The 19,884-nt window shown below is 51.2% G+C and carries 16 protein-coding genes; 5 read left to right on the forward strand and 11 right to left on the reverse strand.

Annotation, left to right across the window (positions count from 1 at the left end):
- The first annotated feature begins 11 nt into the window (after window positions 1-11).
- Together DRJ53_RS06425 and DRJ53_RS06430 are read left to right on the forward strand one after the other, a co-directional pair.
- Window positions 12-770, forward strand: a complete 759-nt coding sequence (locus DRJ53_RS06425; RefSeq protein WP_114235036.1) for an SDR family NAD(P)-dependent oxidoreductase — start codon at window positions 12-14, stop codon at window positions 768-770.
- 253 nt (window positions 771-1,023) lie between these two features.
- Window positions 1,024-1,536, forward strand: coding sequence for a hypothetical protein (locus DRJ53_RS06430; RefSeq protein ID WP_114234797.1), 513 nt, complete (start codon window positions 1,024-1,026; stop codon window positions 1,534-1,536).
- A gap of 48 nt (window positions 1,537-1,584) precedes the next feature.
- Here DRJ53_RS06430 and DRJ53_RS06435 read toward each other — a convergent pair whose 3' ends face one another.
- The 4 genes from DRJ53_RS06435 to DRJ53_RS06450 all read right to left on the reverse strand — a co-directional run bounded on the left by DRJ53_RS06435 (window position 1,585) and on the right by DRJ53_RS06450 (window position 6,803).
- Window positions 1,585-2,070, reverse strand: coding sequence for a GNAT family N-acetyltransferase (locus DRJ53_RS06435; protein WP_114234798.1), 486 nt, complete (start codon window positions 2,068-2,070; stop codon window positions 1,585-1,587).
- 137 nt (window positions 2,071-2,207) lie between these two features.
- Window positions 2,208-4,829 (reverse strand): PKD domain-containing protein, encoded by a 2,622-nt coding sequence (locus DRJ53_RS06440; protein WP_123893398.1) that lies wholly within the window; start codon window positions 4,827-4,829, stop codon window positions 2,208-2,210.
- Window positions 4,830-4,852: 23 nt separating this feature from the next.
- Window positions 4,853-5,650: an alpha/beta fold hydrolase gene (locus DRJ53_RS06445; protein ID WP_114234800.1), complete on the reverse strand. Its 798-nt coding sequence runs from the start codon at window positions 5,648-5,650 to the stop codon at window positions 4,853-4,855.
- Window positions 5,643-6,803, reverse strand: coding sequence for an Lnb N-terminal periplasmic domain-containing protein (locus DRJ53_RS06450; RefSeq protein ID WP_162303819.1), 1,161 nt, complete (start codon window positions 6,801-6,803; stop codon window positions 5,643-5,645). Before DRJ53_RS06450 ends, DRJ53_RS06445 begins: the two co-directional genes overlap by 8 nt.
- 93 nt (window positions 6,804-6,896) lie before the next feature.
- Between DRJ53_RS06450 and DRJ53_RS06455 the strand changes: the two genes are divergently transcribed.
- Entirely contained in the window at window positions 6,897-8,225 is a 1,329-nt protein-coding gene (locus DRJ53_RS06455; protein ID WP_114234802.1) for a DUF2339 domain-containing protein, read from the forward strand.
- Between the two features lie 111 nt (window positions 8,226-8,336).
- On the opposite strand, the gene DRJ53_RS06460 is transcribed toward DRJ53_RS06455, so the two are convergent.
- The 7 genes from DRJ53_RS06460 to DRJ53_RS06490 all read right to left on the reverse strand — a co-directional run bounded on the left by DRJ53_RS06460 (window position 8,337) and on the right by DRJ53_RS06490 (window position 16,922).
- Entirely contained in the window at window positions 8,337-9,050 is a 714-nt protein-coding gene (locus tag DRJ53_RS06460) for a hypothetical protein (protein ID WP_123893400.1), read from the reverse strand.
- Window positions 9,051-9,253: 203 nt separating this feature from the next.
- On the reverse strand, window positions 9,254-10,735 hold the full coding sequence (guaB, locus tag DRJ53_RS06465) for an IMP dehydrogenase (RefSeq protein ID WP_114234804.1): 1,482 nt from the start codon (window positions 10,733-10,735) through the stop codon (window positions 9,254-9,256).
- A 186-nt stretch (window positions 10,736-10,921) separates the two neighbouring features.
- Window positions 10,922-11,428, reverse strand: a complete 507-nt coding sequence (locus tag DRJ53_RS06470; RefSeq protein WP_114234805.1) for a DinB family protein — start codon at window positions 11,426-11,428, stop codon at window positions 10,922-10,924.
- Between the two features lie 128 nt (window positions 11,429-11,556).
- Window positions 11,557-12,657 (reverse strand): DNA-processing protein DprA, encoded by a 1,101-nt coding sequence (gene dprA, locus DRJ53_RS06475; protein ID WP_114234806.1) that lies wholly within the window; start codon window positions 12,655-12,657, stop codon window positions 11,557-11,559.
- Between the two features lie 396 nt (window positions 12,658-13,053).
- Entirely contained in the window at window positions 13,054-14,961 is a 1,908-nt protein-coding gene (locus tag DRJ53_RS06480; RefSeq protein ID WP_114234807.1) for an OmpA family protein, read from the reverse strand.
- 229 nt (window positions 14,962-15,190) lie between these two features.
- Entirely contained in the window at window positions 15,191-15,811 is a 621-nt protein-coding gene (locus tag DRJ53_RS06485; RefSeq protein ID WP_241558479.1) for a 7-carboxy-7-deazaguanine synthase QueE, read from the reverse strand.
- A 214-nt stretch (window positions 15,812-16,025) separates the two neighbouring features.
- Entirely contained in the window at window positions 16,026-16,922 is an 897-nt protein-coding gene (locus tag DRJ53_RS06490) for a bifunctional 5,10-methylenetetrahydrofolate dehydrogenase/5,10-methenyltetrahydrofolate cyclohydrolase (RefSeq protein ID WP_114234808.1), read from the reverse strand.
- 89 nt (window positions 16,923-17,011) lie between these two features.
- Between DRJ53_RS06490 and DRJ53_RS06495 the strand changes: the two genes are divergently transcribed.
- Entirely contained in the window at window positions 17,012-17,830 is an 819-nt protein-coding gene (locus DRJ53_RS06495) for a hypothetical protein (RefSeq protein WP_123893402.1), read from the forward strand.
- Window positions 17,827-19,848, forward strand: coding sequence for a ComEA family DNA-binding protein (locus tag DRJ53_RS06500; protein ID WP_114234810.1), 2,022 nt, complete (start codon window positions 17,827-17,829; stop codon window positions 19,846-19,848). The genes DRJ53_RS06495 and DRJ53_RS06500 overlap by 4 nt, the downstream gene beginning before the upstream one ends.
- The last annotated feature ends 36 nt before the right edge of the window (window positions 19,849-19,884 follow it).

The following is a 19,884-nucleotide window of genomic DNA, read 5'->3' on the forward strand; positions in this document are numbered from 1 at the left end:
ATATTTACAAGGTGAAAAAAACAGTACTCATCACCGGCGCCACTTCTGGTTTTGGCGAAGCCTGTGCCCGCACATTTGCCCAGCACAATTACCGAATCATCCTGAACGGACGCCGCCAAGAACGCCTGCAACAATTGGCGCAAGAACTGCAGCAACAGTGGGGCGTCGAATGCCTGCCGCTGCCTTTTGATGTACAGGACCGGTCGGCCGTTTTTGCAGCTATTGAAGGCTTGCCAGAAAACTGGCAGCAAATACATGTGTTGGTCAACAACGCAGGCCTGGCCTTGGGCCGCGACCCGTTTGAAGAAGCCAACCTCGATGACTGGGAAACCATGATCGATACCAATGTAAAAGGGGTGATGTATGTAACCAAGGCAGCGCTGCCCTTTTTGATACAAACCGGCGGCAGCCAGATCATCAATATCGGCTCCACGGCCGGCAAAGAAGTGTACCAATGGGGCAATGCTTATTGCGCCAGCAAACATGCACTGGATGCGCTTTCCAAAAGCATGCGCATCGACCTGTTGCCACATGCCATTAAAGTTACCGCGGTGCACCCCGGCGCTGCCGACACCGAGTTTTCCAACGTACGATTTAAAGGGAATGAAGATGCAGCCCGCAAAGTATACGAAGGCTACCAGCCGCTGGTGGCGCAGGATGTGGCCGATATTGTTTACTACACCACCACGCTGCCGCCGCATGTGTGCATCAACGACCTGGTGGTAACCTCCACGGCGCAGGCCAATTCATTTTACCTCCACAAGGGGTAGTTCATACATAGTTAAAGCCAATTCACACAGGCCGGCCATTGCCGGCCTTTTGTTGTGGGGTAAATTTGTCCACCCAATTGGTTAGCAGGCAATAAGCCGATGCCGGCAGCCGTTATGGGAACGCGAAACACCAAACCTGTAGAATTACTTAGGATTATTACTTAGCCTGTTAAAAATGGCAGCTAAGTATTTAATCTTCACCCATTTTCCATTTACTTTTATGCTACCTATCCGTTCGTACAAAAAGTACCCTATGTCCAAACCAATATCCCTCATGCTGGCCTTGTGCCTGTTTTTCTCGGCTGCCCGATCGCAGGATGTGATCCGGCTGCAGGAATGTAAAAGCGACTTCATCAAAGGCCAGGTCGACAGCCTTAAATCCCTTTACGCAAAAGATGGCTTTACCGTACTGAAAGAAGCATCCATTACCATGGAAAGCGAGTACGAAATGCCCGTGATCGTTCCGCTACAGGAGCGCAGCTGGTACCAGTTTGTATTTATTGGCGAGCCCACATCACGCCTGTACGAGGTGCGCATGTTCGACTGGAACGAAAAGCAGGTGGTGTACCAAAAGAAAATGTGGGGCGATATAGATGGCAATATCATTACTTATTCTTACCAGCCGCAGTTTTCCGAGTTTCACATGATCAGGCCGGTGCAGGTAAATAAAAAGCAAAAGAAAAACTTGTGTGGCTATGTAATGCTGCTGAAGAAAACAGCACCCAACGCACCGCAGCAACAGCAGGGCACCGTGTTTAGAAATTAATGCATCAAAAGAGTATATATAAATGCCGCTTCAAAAGAGCGGCATTTTTTATTGATCCAGTTTGTAAATGGCCTCTTCGATTTCGGTTTGCCTTGCATGTGCAAAACCGCGGTCCGTGCCTGTTTTTCGGAAGCCCGCTGCTTCCAGCACTTTTTGCGAACCGATGTTGTCAAAAGCAACGCGGCCATAAATGGGCCTAGTGGATTCTAATAACAAAAATTGCCGGAGTGCTGCCGATGCAATGCCTTTTCCCCACCATTTTTTATCGAACCAGTAAGTGATTTCCGCATCACCTTCTAATTCAAACTTCGAGATGCTTCCGGCAATGGCGCCGTCAACCAGCACCGTTTGCATATTGATGGTGGGGTTTTGGAGCAACGCCGTGTATTTGGCCAAATACGCCTGTTTGTCGGTTCCGTCTTTCGAAGTAAATGCGGCCATATAATTGGCTTCCGGATCCAATTGAAAAACAAAGAACGCTTCCAGGTCCGAAAGCACTGTTGGCCGCAACAAAATGGAATGAACAGTGTGCATTGTTTGTTGTTGGTTGATTGGTTGAATGGTTTTTTGCAGTTGTGTTTTTATAACTAAAAAGCTTTCGCTGCAAATTGTACGTCATTCGCTCCCAACAACTGCCGACTCCCAACTCCAAACTGTCAACTGTTCACTCTCTACCGGATCAACGTCACTGTGCCTTTGGCAAAAAACTCTTTGCCGTTGAAATCAATTCCTTTTACCACCCACACAAAAGTGCCCGTTGCCTGCAGCTTACCACCAATGCGGCCATCCCAGCCATCTTCACTTTTGGTTGTTTCAAACACTTTTTCGCCCCAGCGGTTGAACACCCGGAAAAACTGAATCTGTGTCATGCCCACAGCAATAGGCCGGAACAGGTCGTTTTTGCCATCGCCGTTCGGGGTAAATGCGGTAGGCACAAATACCCGCGGATCGGTTTTGAAAATGCGCACCGTAATGCTGGCCGAATCCACACAGCTTGCTTCGTTGGCCACCAGCACCTGGTAGGTAACGGTTTCCTGGCTGCCGTCAAACACGGCAACGGGGTTGGCAATATTGGGATTGTTGAGCCCCAGCGGTGGCAACCATTGGTAACTGCTGCCGCCGGTAGCCTGCAGTTGCAGCGGCTGGCCCACAATCACCGCTGTGTCGCGGCCGGCCGAAGCGTTGATGGAGGGCAACACCTGCACCAGCACCGTATCGCGGCCGGGTTTGGGACAGCCTTTATTATCGTACACCGCCAGTATAAACTGCTGCGATGCGAGCAGTGGTTTGGTGGTTGGAGCAATAGCAATTGGGTTTTCCAGCAGCGCCGCGGGGGTCCACTCAAACCTGTTTCCATCCATCGAAGCCAGCAGTTGCGCAGTATTTTCAAAACAAATCAATTGGTCATCGCCTGCGGTGGCCACCGGGTAAGGCACCACGGTCACCTTCATCGATTCGGTGGTGGTACAGCCGCCAATAGTGGCGCTGAGCTGGTAGATGGTGGTTGCGGCCGGTGCCGTACTGGGGGTTAAAATATCCGGATTACTCACCGAAGCTGCAGGGCTCCAGGCAAAGCGCAGCCCATTGGAAACAGGTTTCAATTGAATGGTGTCGGTGGCACAAATTACTGTATCAGCCGGCATGGCCAGCGATACCGAGTTGACCACCCGCACCTGCACGGTATCCTGGTTGATGCACCCTTCCTGGTCGAGGCGCACCACGTAATTGGTGGTGCTGGCCGGGAAAACCGTTGGCGTAGCCGTGTTGGCCTGTTCAATGGAAGTGCCAGGCGTCCATGTAAAATTGCCCTGACCGAAAGCTTCCAGTTGCAGCCGGTCGCCGTTACAAATCAGTGTATCCCTAAAACGCAGGTCAATAAAAGGTTTGTCGGTAATAGGAATGGCTTTTTGAATGGTGTCCCTGCACCCTTTGCTGCTGGTGGCGATCAGGCGCACCTGTTGCTGCCCCATGGCGGGAAACACATGGGTGGGGTTTTGCGCCGTGGAGGTTTGCCCCAGTCCGGTGCCGCCGAAGCTCCAGTTCCAGGAGGCCACCTGTCCATAAGTGGTGGTGGTGCGGTCGGTAAACTGGGTGGGTTTGTCAAAACAGCCGCCGGCAAACGAAAAGTCGGCTTTAAAATCGGGGTACACTTTTACTTCGGCTGTGGTTGAGTCGCCGCAAGGTTCGTTGCGGTTAACTACCAGTTTTATTTTGTAAGTGCCGGTATCGCCATAAGTATGCACCGGCGATTGAACCGTAGAGCTGTTGCCATCGCCAAAATCCCAGAAGTAGGTCTTGTTTAAATTGGAAGGATTCTGATTTTGAAAAGATGCGGTTAGGCTTTCGCAAAAAGAATATGATGGATCCAGTTGGGCGCCGGCAAAATCGCAGTCGGCCACGTTTACTAAAAAGTCCTTCCTGTGGATGTTGATCACTTTACCGCCCCTTGTTTCATAAGCACACACACTGATCACATAACGGCCAACAGGTGGTGCAATACCGGAAATGATACCGGTTTTGGAATCAATGGTTACTTTTTCGCCCATGGGTTGGCCTGCACTATAGCCCGAAATGTAAGGCACCGATTGATAGGGTGGGGCTGAAGGATTGATGTTGCTGGAATTGGTAGAAAGACCACCGCCATATGCTTCGCAAAACACATAACTGATCTCGTCGCCATCTTCTTCTTTTACCGAAAAATCAAGCGAAAATGGTTTGCCTGCGCAAATCCTGGACGCTAAGGTTTCAAACTTGGGGCTGCTGTTGGGCGTTGAATTACCCAAAGCCTCGGTGCCGGGTATCTGTGCCATGTAGGTCGAGCCGGTGCCATCACCAACCCGCCCGGTATTGAACACGTTGTTCATGGGATTTACGCGACAACAGGTTTGATAGGCTGCCGTATATCCTTTTGCGTTAATGGGCAGGTCGATGGTATAAGAATAATCTGCTGCGTTGTAGCTGAGTGCCGGCGGATTTACTACGCAGGGCAGCGGATTGCCGATGCTGATGGGATTTTCGTTGCCTTTAATTACTTCGGTGTACTGGTTTGGGCCAGGATACTGTCGCCCCGTGCCATTATCAAATACACCAATCCAAACATTGGGAGGCATGTCGGCGCAGGGCGCTGCGCACAACTCATCTCTAAACAGACGCAGGGTAATCCGGTATTTATGGGTGTTGGCCGCTGTGCCTGGCCCGATGTATTCGTAGTACATTTCGCCACCCACAATATGCGATGCAAAAGCACCCAGTGCCGAAAGGAAAAAAGTAATTAGTAGCGCTGCTCTTTTCATGTTGGTGGTTGGCAACAATTGGTTCAATGGTGTATGGTGGTTAAAAATGCCTGCAACAGCCCGTTGCTCCGTTCCGTTTCTTCTTTCATGCCCATATGTCCCGAGTGCTCTAACAAGTGCACATGGGAAACTGCCGGCAGGTGCGCCTGTGCCAGCCCGTCGGCCATGGGCACAGCGGTGTCGTATTTCCCTAAAACAAACAAAACCGGTATTTTATTTTGTTGGAGCAGGGCGGTGCGGTCGGGGCGCTGCATCATAGACCGATAATAAGCGATCAACGCTGCTGCTGAGGCTTCTTTTACCGATTCAATATGGGCTGAAACCAACTCCGGCCGTTCCTCTTTGGTGGCCGGACTGTACAGGTTTGGCGTAGCCGTTTCTAAAAAAGCGGCTGCGCCGTGTTTTTCAATAAATTGAATTCCTTTCTGGCGGGTGCCCTTTTTTTCTTCGCTGTCAGCAAATGCGGAGGAATGAAACAAACCAATGCCGGCTAGCAATTCCCCGTATTTTTCTAAAAATGCCAGGGCAATATATCCGCCCATGCTGTGGCCAATGAGCACACAGCGTTCAATACCCAACTCCTGCAGCAACCCGTGTACGGCTGTGGCCAAGCCTTCCATGCTCATATCCCCAATCATTGCCGACTGGCCGCTGCCGGGAAGGTCGGGAACAATGAGGCGATAACCCGAAAGTGCCGACACCTGGTCGTTCCAAATGATGCCCGTTTCACCGAAGCCATGCAGCAATACCACGGCGGGCCCTTCGCCGGCTGTGCGGTAAAAAAGGGGAACGCCGGATATATTGCAGGTTGTTTCAAGCATGACCAAAAATTTTTCCCAGCATGCCGCTGCGCAGGGCCACGGTGGCCACAAGCGGCAGCAATGCTGTGTTGAGTTGCTGCGGCAAAAATGCCCAGGTTGCCAGCAGCCCAACGGTTATCCAAAATACGGCTTTAAAATAAAGGTGCTCCCCTTTTGTGCCGCGGCCCAGCAGGTAGGCACCAAGCAGGTGTGTGGGCAGGGCCCACAACAAGTTGAAGTTATCTTTTGTATCGCGGTGGTCGGTGCCTACCCACATAAACACGAGCAGCACACCCGCCAGTCCCAACAGCAGAAATAAAGAGCGGTCGAAGATCCGCAATGCTTTTTGCGCAGCACCTCTTTTATAAAAGCTTAGCACTAAAGCCAGCAGCAGCATGGCACCAAACACCACCGACGGCAAAAACAGCGTGCCTTTATCCAATGTTGATGGCATGGTGAGCAGCGGCTGCGGGTCCGTGGCGATGCGGCTTCCACCGCCGGTGGCGCCGTTCATGGCCTTGAGCAGGAAGTCGGGTAAAAACGTTGCCTCTGCCTGTTCCACTTTTCTGTCGATGCGGGAACCCAGCAAAATATCGATACCCAGTTTGCTCCAGTGCTGCCCACCGCGGTCGAGGTAGGTGTGCAGCATGTTCCTAAAAGTAGTGTTGCTACCGGGCAGCACATTGGGTACCGTCACCGGCTTGCCGGCATGTGCTACAATCATGTCGCGGGCCCGTGTGGTGCAGTTGTCAAACAAAAAATCGTATAGGTAAAAGCGGTTTTCGGGCGTCGCATTATGCTGCAGCGCCATCCACAATTGGTCCTTTTGGGCGCAGGTAAGCAGCAACTCCTGCTCCACCACGCTGCGGCTTTCGTACTGGTAGGTGTACAAAAAGTCGGCATAGCTTTCGGTGGCAAGGGCATAATTTAATTTACCCCGGATGAACTTGATATAAAAGTCGGGTGAAAACTCAAATGTGCCGTAGTTGTACACAATATCGGTGCCCGCCAATGGATCCTGAACGCGGATGGCCGTATGCCCAAAAGTAGAGTATAGGTCGTTGCCGGGGCTGCAGGTAAGCAGGCTGATGCGGGTGCTGCATGAATCGGGCTGTGAAAAGCCAATGATAGAAAACAAAAAAAGCAGGCAGCCAAGCAGCAGGGGTTTTCTCAAGTGGGCCAAATTTGGGCGGGAAAGATAATTAAAAAAGAACGGCCCCTGTCGGTGCCGCTGTTAAAAGCAACGCAGTTTTGTTAATTTTCGGCTATGGATGAACAGGACGAGTTAGCCACGTTGCGACAAGAAGTGCAGGCTATTCGAAAAGATATGGAAGGGCAGTATGCTCGCCTGCAACAGATCGAAGCACGCATTGCAAAGTTGCAGGGTGGCAATGCACACAAATATGTGCAACCCTCTTCCGCGCAGCCAATAATCACACTCGAGAATTTTATCGGGTTGCGGCTCATACACATCGTGGGCATTGTGGTGCTGGTGATCGGTGTTGCCATTGGGGTAAAATATGCCTTCGACCGCAACCTCATTTCCGAAACCACCCGCATAGCGCTGGCCTATGGCGCAGGTGCGTTGCTGCTCCTTTTTGCCTACCGATTGCGCAAAGATTATGAGCGGTTAAGTGCCATCCTGTTCAGTGGTGCCATGGCCACTTTTTATTTTACCTCTTACGCGGCGCATGTGTATTATGGCCTGCTGCCGTTTGCCGCGGTGTTTGCGTTGATGGTGCTGCTCACCATTTTTACAGCATTTGAAGCGGTGCGTTATAAACGGCCGGAAATTGCGTTGCTGGGATTGATCGGTGCATACGGCATTCCGTTTTTGGTGAGCAAAAATTCGGAGCGTGCCGACCTGTTATTTCTCTACATTTTGATCATCAATTGCGGTGTACTTTTTTTGCGCATCAAAATGGGCTGGCGGGTAGTGGGGCAGGTGGCGCAGGCACTTACCTGGCTGCTGTTTATTGGGTGGAGCAGTACACGTTTTACCGCTGCGCAAACTGGTTCGGCAACTACATTTCTTATTGCTTTTTTCATCCTGTTTTCAGTGATGGCGCTGTATACTGCCTGGCGGCAAAAGGAGATCGCTAGGGCAGCCGATGCCTACCAGCAGGTGCTTAATAATGCAGCATTATATTTTAGTGCGCTGTTTGTTTTTTCACCGGCACAAAGCGATGCGGGCCTTGCGGCTGTAAGCATTTGTTGCGCCCTTTTTGCAGCGTTGCAGGGTGTTGTATTTTATAAAATGCTACCGGCGTCCCCGTTGCTGCGGCAAATGCATTATATGTGGGCGGTGGCACTGGCGGTGCTGGCTGCGGCTTTTTACCTCGATGGGCTACCGGTAACACTGCTATGGCTGCTGCTTGCCGTTGGTATGTTTGCGCTGGGCGCCCTGCTGCGCGAAAAGTTGTGGCGGCTGGCCTCACTGGCGCTGATGGCGCTAACGCTGATCAAACTGCTGGCACTGGATAGCCAACGCTTTTCAGCCGGGCACAAAGTGGTGGCCTACGTGGTGCTTGGTTTGCTGCTGCTGATCGTTTCTTTTCTCTATCAAAAGTTCCGGCAACGGTGGTTTGGGGAGTAGGGAGTTTGGGGTTTAAAGTTTAAGGTTTAACGTTGTTCAATTCGTTCAATGTGTTCAATGGTTTCATCAGTTTTTGATGTTGGCTATTCTCTAAACATTAAACATTAAACTTTAAACCTTCTTAGGCAGCCAGGTTTGGTACAGTTCCCTGCGCTGGAGCGGGCTGATGCCGGCCATTTGCTCGGCGAGTGGCGATGGGGAAATAAGGGTAACGGTGTGCATCATGCGCTGAATGCCGGCCGCATCGGTATAGATAAATTGCCTGCGGCGTGGCCGGCTTTGCTGGATGATCTTCATGCCGCTGAGCCGGCCGTTTTCTTTTAGGAGCCGCAGCGTTAAAGATTCCGCATTTACTTTCCCTGAAGATGAAGTAAAATAAAGCGTGGCAATGGATGGATGGCTATCCAGGGTGCGGATGATGCCGGTATTCAATTCAATGTTTTGCAGGGCCGTATCCATAGCGCTGCCCGAAGTGGTGCAGGCAAAAATGGCGTCGGATAGCGCCAGTTTCAGGTCATCGAGCAGGCGCATGCGCTGCTGCACGGCTTCTTCGGTGCGGGCATACAGGAGTGGCGTTTGGTAGATAAGCGAAAGGTCTTTCCAAAAGTTATTGTCGGCGCTGCCGTAAAAGAAGTCAACATCGGAGGAGCGCACCCTGCCAAAAGCTTCCCGAATGAGTACCGATGGAAAAGTGCCGAGCAGGAGTGCCGTGGCGCCGGGCGGTGTATACCAGCCGCGGGCAATGTAGCGGTGCTCCACCCGAACGGCCGCATTTGCGGCTCCATTGAACGAAGCATTGGAGCCAAAGTTTTCTGTGTTGATCATGAACGTCATTTTTGAAAAGAATGATCAACAACACTGTGCAATTTTCAAACCTTTATTTGCCCAATAGCGAACCAGCCGTACAAGTGTGCGACGCAACAGGCGATCAAACGAGTTGCAACAGTTGGCTCCATAAAAAAAGATTCCATCTCTTGAAGCGATGGAATCTTTGATGTTGTTTGGGACACTGTTTTTACAGCCTTGGATTATTTCCTGCTATAGTTGGGTGCTTCCCTAGTAATCTCTACATCGTGGGTATGGCTTTCCCGCATACCAGCATTGGTAATTTTTACAAAAGTTGCCGCTTTCAGCTCTTCGATGTTTTTGGCGCCGCAGTAGCCCATGCCTGCACGCAGGCCGCCTACATATTGGTACACAATTTCGCGAAGCGAGCCTTTGTACGCCACACGGCCTTCGATGCCTTCGGGTACATATTTCTTTACGTCGGCTTCGGGATCCTGGAAGTAGCGGTCGGAGGAGCCGGTGGCCATGGCACCAAGCGAGCCCATGCCGCGGTATTCTTTAAACTTGCGGCCTTCGTAAATAATGGTTTCGCCGGGGCTTTCTTCGGTGCCCGCAAAAATGGAACCCATCATCACGCAATCGGCACCGGCAGCAAGTGCTTTTACCATATCGCCGGTGTAGCGGATGCCGCCATCGGCAATAAGCGGAACGCCTGCTTTGCGCAGCACCGAGTGTGCCTGCATGATGGCGGTAAGCTGCGGTACACCTGCACCGGCCACAATGCGGGTGGTGCAAATAGAACCCGGGCCAATGCCCACTTTAACGCAATCGGCGCCGGCATCAACGAGGGCCTGTGCGCCTTCGGCGGTGGCAATGTTGCCCGCAATTACGTTGATGTCTTTAAAGGCTTGTTTTACGCTGCGCACCGAATCAATAATGCCTTTGGAATGACCGTGGGCACTGTCAAGACAAATAACGTCTACGCCTACATGCTGCAGTGCAGCCACACGGTCCAGCAGGTCGCGGGTAACACCAACGGCGGCGCCCACCAGCAGTCGGCCTTTGCTGTCTTTATTGGCGTTGGGGAAAGAAGTAACCTGTTGAATATCGCGGTAGGTAATGAGGCCAATGAGTTTGCCGCTGCCGTCAACCACGGGCAGCTTTTCGATGCGGTTTTGGCGGAAAATGATCTCTGCTTTTTTCAGGTCGGTGCCTTCCGGAGCAGTGATGAGTCCTTCTTTGGTCATTACCTCGCTAACGGGGCGCTGCATGTCTTCTTCAAACCGCAAGTCGCGGCTGGTGAGGATGCCCGTTAGTTTGCCGTCGCCATCTACAATGGGAATGCCGCCGATTTTGTTTTCCCGCATCAGGCGCTTGGCGTCGCCAATGGTGGCGTTGTGCAGCAGCGTAATGGGGTCGATGATCATGGCGCTTTCGCTGCGTTTCACCTTCCGCACCTGCTCGGCCTGCCGTTCGATGCTCATGTTTTTGTGCAGGATGCCGATGCCGCCTTCGCGGGCCAGCGCAATGGCCAGGGCCGCTTCGGTAACGGTGTCCATTGCTGCAGAAAGCATGGGAATGTTGAGCGAAATGTTTTTGGTTAATCTTGTTTTGATCTCAACGTCGCGGGGAAGAATTTCGGAATAAGCCGGAACCAGCAGTACGTCATCAAATGTCAAACCTTCGAGGAAGTTGCGTTCGGTGGGGTTGTTATTTACAGCCATGTGCAAAGATAGGGGAACCGGCAAATATCAAACATCGACGAAGAAAAGGAACAGATGAACAGACGAACAAGGAATGTCGAACCGGTGAAGTAGGGGAGCTGCTCATGCCGTGAAAATACAGGGCTGCAAAAGGGCAGCCCTGTAGGTGTACATAAGTTTTATATGGGTAAAAATGATGCGCCCTAATTAATGGCGATCCCAGAAGGGTGGCGGCTCTACACCTAGTGCCCGCAGGTACACATAGCCTTGTCCGCGGTGGTGAATTTCATTGTCGATAAAATAGAGCAATGTGGAATAAACCGGTCCTTCGTACATGCCAAATGCTTTGTCTACCTGCTGCATGCGCTCCGGTGTAAGTGCGGGCCACAGCTCGTCGATCTGTCTGGTGGCGGCATCCCAGCGCTGCAAAATTTCCGCTTTGGTTTTGGGCCGCTCTTCGCCCACATGGGCCAGTTCTTCCATCGTTTTCCATACGCCGTGTGCCAGGCCCGGCATGCCTTCCGCCATGTCGAGCATCTCTAGGGTAATGTCGGCAAAGCTGCGCATGCCACCGATGGAAAAAGTGGCGAAATGTTCATCGGGGAAAGCCGCAATCACCCGGCGGGTAAGCCTTCTGTTGCCTTGCCAGTACTGGAGCAATTGATCGGGAGTAATGTGGGCGCTGGTGGTTTCTGTCAGTTGGAGGGTTTCCATGTGTAAAACGTTTTTGGTTTATACATACAAAGAAACCAGCCCCCACTGACAGCCCTATGGCAGTGCCATTTTGCTGATTGAAATATTTTTAAAAAACTAAAAATTGCATTGGTTCAAATTGGTAGCAATTAAGCCAGCTTGTACATTTTTCCCGGCAGCGATTGCACCACGTTAGCCAATTCAAGATTTAAAATGGCTGCCGCAGTAGTGCTGCTGCTAAAGCCCGAACGCAGGTTGATTTCATCAATGTGCACCGAGTCTTTTTGCTGCAGCATCGCCACCACGGTTTGCTCTTCGGGAGTCAGTTCGATAAACAAAACGCGTTGCGCCGGTTTGGCTTTTTGCTGTTCTGTTTGCCAACCCAGTGTGGTCATGAGTTGTTCGGCATCGGTAAACATGGTGGCGCGGTTTTGCTGAATGAGGTGGTTGCAGCCGCGGCTTTTTACATCGGTGGTGCGGCCGGGCAGCGCCAGCACATCGCGGTTGTAGCCATCAGCCAGTTGTGCGGTGATCATGCTGCCGCCGCGGATGTCGGTTTCAATCACCAGCGTTGCATCGCTCATGCCTGCAACAATGCGGTTGCGCAGTGGGAAATTATGTTTGTCGGGCTTTGTTCCGCTCCAAAATTCGGAGAGCAGGCCGCCATCGCCCAGGGCCATTTCTCGGGCCAGTGCATTGTGCTGGTGCGGGTAAATTTTATCGAGCCCGTGGCCCACTACGCCTACCGTTGGCAAGCCGTTTTTGAGGGCTGCTTTGTGTGCAATTGCATCAATGCCAAATGCAAGCCCGCTTACAATGAGCACACCATGCGCCGCCAGGTCGGCAATGAGTTGTTCGGTGCACTTTTTACCATATTCCGTGTTGGTGCGTGTGCCAATGATGGCCAGTATTTTGGAATTGTTCAGATCGGCATTGCCGCGGTAAAAAAGCAGTGAAGGCGCATCGGTACAATGCAGCATGCGTTGCGGGTAAGCAGCATCGGTGAGAAAGAGCGGTTTGATTTTATACTGTTCCAAAAACTGCAATTCTTTTTCCGCCACGCCAAAATCATTAAATGAGCGAATGGCCGAAGCCCGCACTGCGCCGATGCCTTCGATGCTTTCGAGCTGGTGCTTTTTTGCTTTGAAAATAGCAGTGGCTTCGCCAAAATGCTGCACCAGTATCTTGGTTTGTACAACACCAATTTGTGGGATCTGGCTAAGGGCCAGCTGATAAAGCAGTTCGGTCATGAGCAGTTAGTGGTTTGTGATTGACGATTGACGATTGACTAATGGCGGCGGTTAAGATAGAAAATGAATGGGGTTGGTGCAATTGGCGGGGTAAATAAAAATGTTTGATTGGAGTTTTGTAGGGTGGTGGAAAAACAAGTGGCGGCCTGGTTGTCAGATCGCCACTTGTGGTTTATTGCTGTTGCTTATTAAGAAGGGTTTAAGTAATAAAGGAGATTGCTTCGGCGCATAAAGAGCAGGCTTAATGACAACCACTGATGCACCTCGCAATGACGGCAGGATGGCAATGCTGGTCCATGTTTGCATTTATCATTATAACCACAAACTATAACTCTTAACTTCTACACTTAACTCCGAACTCCCGACTGCCAACTATCAACTACCAACTATCAACTCCTATTTTCCCACAATCTTCAACTCCGTACGCCGGTTTTGGGCACGGCCCGGTTCAGTGTTGTTGTCGGCAACGGGCACAGTGGCGCCAAAACCTTTAGCCTGGAGGCGTGCCGCTTCAATGCCTTTACTTGAAAGGTAAGTGGTAACAGCCTTGGCGCGGTTGAGCGAAAGGGTTGCATTATCGGCGGCTGAACCAACATTGTCGGTATGGCCTTCAATCTGGATCTTCAGCGATGGATTTTCCTGTAGCAATGCCACCACGCGGTCCAGTTCGGCCTGCGATTCGGGCTTCAGGTTGTATTTGGCCACATCAAAGAAAATATTGCGCAGCACCACCGATGCATTCAGCTCAATGGGTTGCAGTGGAATATCTTTCTGATACGTGGAATCTGCAGGCTTTTGTTTCAGCGAAAAATTATCGGAGTAAAACAGGTAGCCTTTGCGGGCCACGTTGAATGCATAGTCTTTGCCCAGCGGCAGCGTGATCAGGTAATTGCCCGCTTCATCGGTTTGCACCCGCGAAAAAGTTTTGTTCGTCGCCAGGTCAATCAACTCCACAGCCGAAGGCAAACCGGCGGTAGTTTTTTGGTCAAACACTTTACCTTTTACCCACAGCGTTTTTGCGGGCCGCACATCGGGGCGCAGTTCAAAGCGGTAAATATCCAGCCCGCCGCGGCTGTCGCTGCGGTCGGAGGAATAGTAAGCCGTTTGCCCGTCGGATTCTACAAAAAGCGTTGCTTCGTTGTTGATGGTGTTGATGGGATAACCCAGGTTTTGCGGTTGTGTCCAGCCCGTATCGGTGCGGCGTACCACGAAAATATCACCCTCGCCATAGCCGGGCCAGCCGTTGGAAGAAAAGTACAACGTTTGTCCATCGGCGTGCATAAACGGACAGGCATCCTCGCCTGCGGTGTTGATGCCGGGCCCCATATTTTGCGGCTCGCCAAAGCGGCCGTTGGGCTGCAGGTACGACACGTAAATATCGGAGCCGCCGTAGCCGCCGGGCCTTGAACTGGCAAAATAAATAGCCCGTTTATCGGGCGACAGGCATGGCTGCGATTCCCATGAATCAGTATTGATTTTTGACCCTAGGTTAATGGCTTCGCTCCAGCCCTGCGGCGTTTTGTAGGCTATGTAAATGTCAAAACCGCCATAGCCGCCGGGGCGATCTTTACCGGCAAAAACGAGCCACTGTCCGTCCTGCGAAATGATCTGTGCGCCTTCGTTGTTGGGCGTGTTGATGCTGCCGTTGAGCCGGAATGCGGGCTGCCAGCCACTACCAGATTTTTCGCTGATATAAAAATCTTCGTCGCCATCCCTGCGGGTAAAAATCATTTGGTTGCCTTCCACCGACATCGATGGCCAATATTCCGAAGCAGGCGAGTTGATGCTGCTGCCTAGGTTTTCTGGTTTGAACACATAATTTTTAGCGGCATCGGATTGTGCAAATTCCACGGCAAACTGGTACGATTTGCGGCGATACTCCGCGGCCTTGCGGGTGTTGGCGCCAATGCCGGGGCGGCCCAGCAATGCATTGGTTACCTGGAGCGCCTTATCAAACTGGCCCATACCCGCCAGGTTGATGGTGTAGGGCAGGCGGAAATCGGAAGTATAGTTGGAGTCCAGCGCAAAAGCTTTTTCGTAAGCTGCCACGCTTTGCTCGTGTTGTTTCATTTGCCCATACACACCGCCCAGCGACAGCCACGCTTCTACATAACCGGCGTCTTTTTGCACCGCTTCTTCCAGCAATTTTATAGCACGGGGAAATGCGCCGTTCTCGGCATGTTGCATGGCTTCGTTGTAAGCGGCCACGGCTTTTTTGGCAACCTTATCGGGATTGTATTGTGCCTGCGCTGCCTGGAATAAAAAAACTGCGGCAAAAAGGAATAGGGTGCACCGGTTTTTCATGCATTGAAGATAGGCCGTTCGGTGGTGCGGCGGAGAAGCGAAGCAGGATTTTAATAGGAGTTTAGAAGTTTGCGGTTTATAGATTAAGGTTTGAAGTTTAAGGTCTAAGGTTGTTGCCTCGGTGTGTAATTGCTGTAAAAGTTAATTGCCTGTTTTAGGCACTTTTTTGCAGTAACAGAACAAGATGCAGCGGCCAACTTTAAACATTAAACTTCAAACTTTAAACTGCTTATGGCACATTAATGTACTTGTGCACCTGCAGCGATAGTTGCCATTGCGGATTGGCCTTGATATAATCAATAATAAGCGGAGTCATTTGCGCGGCCTTGCTCCACTCGGGTTGCAGGTACAGGCGGCAATGCGGCGCCACATGTGCAGCCCATTGTTCGGCCCATGCAAAATCCGATTTATTAAACACCACAATTTTTAGTTCGTTGGCCATTTCCAGCACTTCGGGTAGTGGCGCTTTGAATTTTTTGGGCGATAATGTGATCCAGTCAAGCGTCCCGCTCAGCGGCGATGAACCCGATGTTTCAATATGGGTGCGGATACCAGCAATTTTCAGTCTGCCGGTCAGTTCGGAAAGATCGTGCAGGAGTGGCTCACCGCCAGTTATTACTACAATTTCGGTTGGTGTTTCCTTAACGGTTGCTACCAGGTCTTCCACCGCCCAATGCGGGTGCTTTGCAGCATCCCAGCTTTCTTTTACATCGCACCACACGCAGCCCACATCGCATCCGCCAAGACGGATGAAATATGCGGCTTTGCCCATATAAGCACCTTCGCCCTGCAGGGTGTAAAAGTGCTCCATTACGGGCAGCGTTGTTATTGTTGTTGCTATTTCAGTCATGATTTATAATAATCGATCAGAACAGACGAACAAGGAATGGCGAATGACGAAGCTGTATGAAATATTGCGCTAATAATGAATAATCCAATAATCAGTATTTATTTATTATTCATTATTGATTATTGGCTGTTCCCTTCTTTATACATCATTCCTTGTTTGTTATTCTCCTCCGCCTTCTTCTGTTCGAAATTCCTTGTTTGTCTGTTCGATATTCTTACTCGCCTTCTGCTTCTTCGTAGTGCTTTTGGGCGCAGGATTTAAAAGTATTTTTCATCAATGCAGCAATGGTCATGGGACCAACACCACCAGGCACCGGTGTAATGAACGAGCACTTGGGTGCCACTTCATCATAAGCCACATCGCCCTTCAATTTAAAGCCCGATTTTTTGGTGGCATCTTCCACTCGGGTAATGCCTACGTCAATCACCACAGCGCCATCTTTAACCATATGGGCGGTTACAAACTCTGCGCGGCCCAGTGCGGCAACAATGATGTCTGCTTCCAGGCAAAGTTCTTTCAGGTTGGGCGTATGCGAATGGCAAAGTGTAACCGTGCAGTTGCCGGGATTGCTGTTGCCACTGAGCAAAATGCTCATGGGGCGGCCCACAATATTGCTGCGGCCAATGACCACGGCGTGCTTGCCTTTTGTTTCCACTTTATAATGCTCCAGCAACAGCATAATGCCGTAGGGCGTTGCGGGTACAAATGTGCTTTGTCCCAGCACCATGCGGCCTACGTTGGATGGATGAAAACCATCCACATCTTTACCGGGATCAATGGCGTTGATCACTTCATCTTCCGAAATATGTTTGGGCAGGGGCAGTTGCACCAAAATGCCGTCCACATCGGGGTCGCTGTTCAGTTCGCGGATGGTTTCGAGCAGTTTTTGTGCGGTGATATTTTCTTCAGCCCTAATGAGGGTAGATTTAAAACCAACTTCTTCGCAGGCCTTCACTTTTGCGGCTACATAAGTTTCCGATGCGCCGTTGTTGCCCACCAGGATGGCCGCCAGGTGGGGTACTTCTTTTCCTTGCGACGCAAGCTGTGCTACTTTGATCTTCAACGAATCCTTGATGGCCTGAGCGGCTTCCTTGCCGTTTAAAATTTGCATGGCGCAAAGGTAAAGTGAGGCAGTGCTACCTGTACACCTATTTTGTTTTTAACATATAATAATTAAATTTAAGTCAAACACTAACTGCTTTGAGATTTCTGCTTGCAGGTATACTCTGTATCAAGGGTTCCGTCGCTTTTGCACAATTGCTGCATCCGCCCATGCAGCTGCCTTATGCTGCCTCGGTGGGCCTGAGCCGCCACCAAGCCGATGCATTTTCTTTCCATACCAATCCCGCTACTTTACGGCACTTGCATAAGCCACATGCCGGTTTATCAGGAGTGCAGTCGCACATGCTGCCCGGCGTTCGTTCAGGTGCATTGAGTGTTGCGGTTCCTGCAGGCAACACATATTTCGGTGCAGTTGTGCAACATTACGGCGCTGCCTCATTTTACCATACGGCAATCCAATTTTCATCGGCGCAAAGCCTGGGTAAAAAGGCCGCCGTTGGTGCTTCGTTTCACTATCGTTCGGTAGCGGCCGCCGGCTATGGCACCATCGGCATGTGGGGTGCCGGCATCGGCGGATTGTACCAAGTTTCGGAACAGCTGCAGGCAGGCGCCTACCTGTTTGTGCCAGCTGCGGTTACTACAAAAAAGCCGGTCGAGCGACTTGCTGGTTACTACCATGTTGGACTTGGGTGGGACCTGTCTCCGCAGGTGTTTGTTTCAACCAGCTTTATGCAAACGGAATCATTTAAGCCTGATGTCCATGCATCGATCAGTTATAAGCCGGTACCCGCCATTTCGGCGCGGCTGGGCTTGCAGTCGGCAAACAGGGAGCTGATTGTAGGCGCCGGTTTTTTACATAAAAAAATGCAACTGCACCTGTTTACCGGCCTGCATCCAAGATTAGGATTTTCGCCGGGGCTGCAACTCTTATTGGGGCAAAATGATGTGGCGCTATGAAGCTCGCTTGCTTTATATTATTCATGATGCTTGCCAGCGTAACGGCCGGGCAGGAGCTGCCTTTAAATGCCCGCCAGCAACTGGAGTTGGTTGCCGAAGCCAACGAGGAAGAGCCCGAGGATGATGCCTTACTGCAACAACTGGTTTTTTGGCAAAAACGACCGCTGAACCTCAATGTTGCGGATGCTGCTGACCTACAAGTCTTCCCGTTTTTAACCCCGGTCCACATCCATCATTTTTTGGCCTATCGAAACCTGCTGGGCCCATTCATCGACCTACACGAGCTGCAAAGCATTCCTGGCTGGGAACTGCATATCATCCGCCAACTTTTACCTTTTGTACAGGTGCAGCCGGCCATGGCACCTGTTCGTAATTTGTTGCAGCGCATGCACGGCGGCGAACACCAAACCTTGTTGCGTACTACGCGGGTAGTGCAACAATCTGAAGGTTTTAAAAAGTCCGGCGCGAACGGTTTTGCAGGTGACCGGCAACAAGTGTTGTTGCGGCACCAATACCGCAATGCCGATGGTTTGCAATGGGGGATCACCGCGGAAAAAGATGCCGGGGAAACGATCTTTAAAAAGGGTCGCGTAACTCCCGATTTTTTATCGGCACACCTGTTTATCCGGCGTATGGGCAAAATAAAAGCACTGGCCATTGGCGATTTTACGGCAAATATGGGACAGGGTTTGGTGCACTGGCAGGCACTGGCATTTGGCAAAGGGCCTGCGGCTGTAGCCATCAAGCGGCAAAGCCCCGTGTTGCGGCCTTACGCCTCGGCGGGCGAAGCACTTTTTTTGCGCGGTGTAGGTTCCACACTGCAGCATAAATCTTGGGAGGCCAACGTTTTTGCCGCCCGGCAAAAAATAGGTGCCAATACCGACATCAATGAGTTGGGCGAATCGGTGATCAGCAGCTTTGATGTTTCAGGTTTGCACCGCACTGCAACGGAACTGGCCAAGCGCAAAACGGTAGGGCAGCAGGTGGTTGGTGGAAATGTGCAGTATGGCAAAGGGCTGTTTAACTGGGGCCTTAACGCGGTTTATTATTACCTGTCGCTTCCGGTTGAAAAGCGGGATGAACCTTACAATTTGTATGCATTAAAGGGCCGGTCGTTTTTGAACTACAGCACCGATTACAGTTTTACCTGGCGCAACCTGCACCTTTTTGGCGAGGTGGCTGCCAATGCGCCGGGCAAATACGCCTGGGTGCAGGGCCTGGTGGCCAGCATTCATCCGCGTATCGACATGGCGCTGCATGTGCGGATGATGCAACCCGGATACACCACTATGGCGGCCAGCGCATTTACCGAGGGCACAGTGCCCACTAATGAGCAGGGTGCTTACTGGGGCGTGCAAATGCGGCCGCATGCAAAATTGGTGGTCAACGCCTATGCTGATGTCTTTCGTTTTCCTTGGTTGCGTTTTCGCGTAGGCGCTCCTTCCACCGGCAGCGATTTTTTGGTGCAGGCAACCTATCAGCCACAAAAGGGAACGGAATGGTATGTGCGCTATCGGGCAAGGCAAAAAGAACGAAATGTTGCAGGTGCCGGTTGGCCTTTGGAGTTACCACTACTGTATCGGCAACAAAACCTGAGGCTGCATGCAGGTAAAAATTTGGGGCGTTGGGTCCTTCGGAGCCGCGCCGAGTTGGTATGGTGGCAGCAGGATGCAAAGAAACAGGAGCAGGGCATGCTCATTTATGGCGAAGCCCAATACAAGGGCAATAAGCGCATCAACGTAAGCGGACGGCTGGCTTATTTTAAAACCGACAGTTATGATACCCGGCTGTATGCTTTTGAAACGGATGTTTTATATGGGTATTCCATTCCGCCGCTGTTTGGTGCAGGTTTTCGGGGTTATCTGGTGGTGCATGGAGCCGTAAATAAAAACATTTTGCTGTGGCTAAGGGCTGCTCATTTCTTTTATCCCGGGGCTGAGTCTGTCGGAACCGGCTTGAACCGTATTAATGGAAAGGGCCGGACTGAACTAAAAATGCAAGCGTTAATAAAATTTTAATCTTTATTAGAAGAAAGTTTTAACTTTTCACCCGTC

The sequence above is a fragment of the Paracnuella aquatica genome (assembly GCF_003332885.2).
GTDB lineage: Bacteria > Bacteroidota > Bacteroidia > Chitinophagales > Chitinophagaceae > Flavisolibacter > Flavisolibacter aquaticus.

Excerpts from the sequence above, each read along its gene's own strand:
- DRJ53_RS06430 (WP_114234797.1), top strand. The coding sequence starts at position 1,024 with ATGTCCAAACCAATATCCCTCATGCTGGCCTTGTGCCTGTTTTTCTCG.
- DRJ53_RS06435 (WP_114234798.1), bottom strand. The coding sequence starts at position 2,070 with ATGCACACTGTTCATTCCATTTTGTTGCGGCCAACAGTGCTTTCGGAC.
- DRJ53_RS06440 (WP_123893398.1), bottom strand. The coding sequence starts at position 4,829 with ATGAAAAGAGCAGCGCTACTAATTACTTTTTTCCTTTCGGCACTGGGT.
- DRJ53_RS06445 (WP_114234800.1), bottom strand. The coding sequence starts at position 5,650 with ATGCTTGAAACAACCTGCAATATATCCGGCGTTCCCCTTTTTTACCGC.
- DRJ53_RS06455 (WP_114234802.1), top strand. The coding sequence starts at position 6,897 with ATGGATGAACAGGACGAGTTAGCCACGTTGCGACAAGAAGTGCAGGCT.
- DRJ53_RS06460 (WP_123893400.1), bottom strand. The coding sequence starts at position 9,050 with ATGATCAACACAGAAAACTTTGGCTCCAATGCTTCGTTCAATGGAGCC.
- guaB (WP_114234804.1), bottom strand. The coding sequence starts at position 10,735 with ATGGCTGTAAATAACAACCCCACCGAACGCAACTTCCTCGAAGGTTTG.
- DRJ53_RS06470 (WP_114234805.1), bottom strand. The coding sequence starts at position 11,428 with ATGGAAACCCTCCAACTGACAGAAACCACCAGCGCCCACATTACTCCC.
- dprA (WP_114234806.1), bottom strand. The coding sequence starts at position 12,657 with ATGACCGAACTGCTTTATCAGCTGGCCCTTAGCCAGATCCCACAAATT.
- DRJ53_RS06480 (WP_114234807.1), bottom strand. The coding sequence starts at position 14,961 with ATGAAAAACCGGTGCACCCTATTCCTTTTTGCCGCAGTTTTTTTATTC.
- DRJ53_RS06485 (WP_241558479.1), bottom strand. The coding sequence starts at position 15,811 with ATGACTGAAATAGCAACAACAATAACAACGCTGCCCGTAATGGAGCAC.
- DRJ53_RS06490 (WP_114234808.1), bottom strand. The coding sequence starts at position 16,922 with ATGCAAATTTTAAACGGCAAGGAAGCCGCTCAGGCCATCAAGGATTCG.
- DRJ53_RS06500 (WP_114234810.1), top strand. The coding sequence starts at position 17,827 with ATGAAGCTCGCTTGCTTTATATTATTCATGATGCTTGCCAGCGTAACG.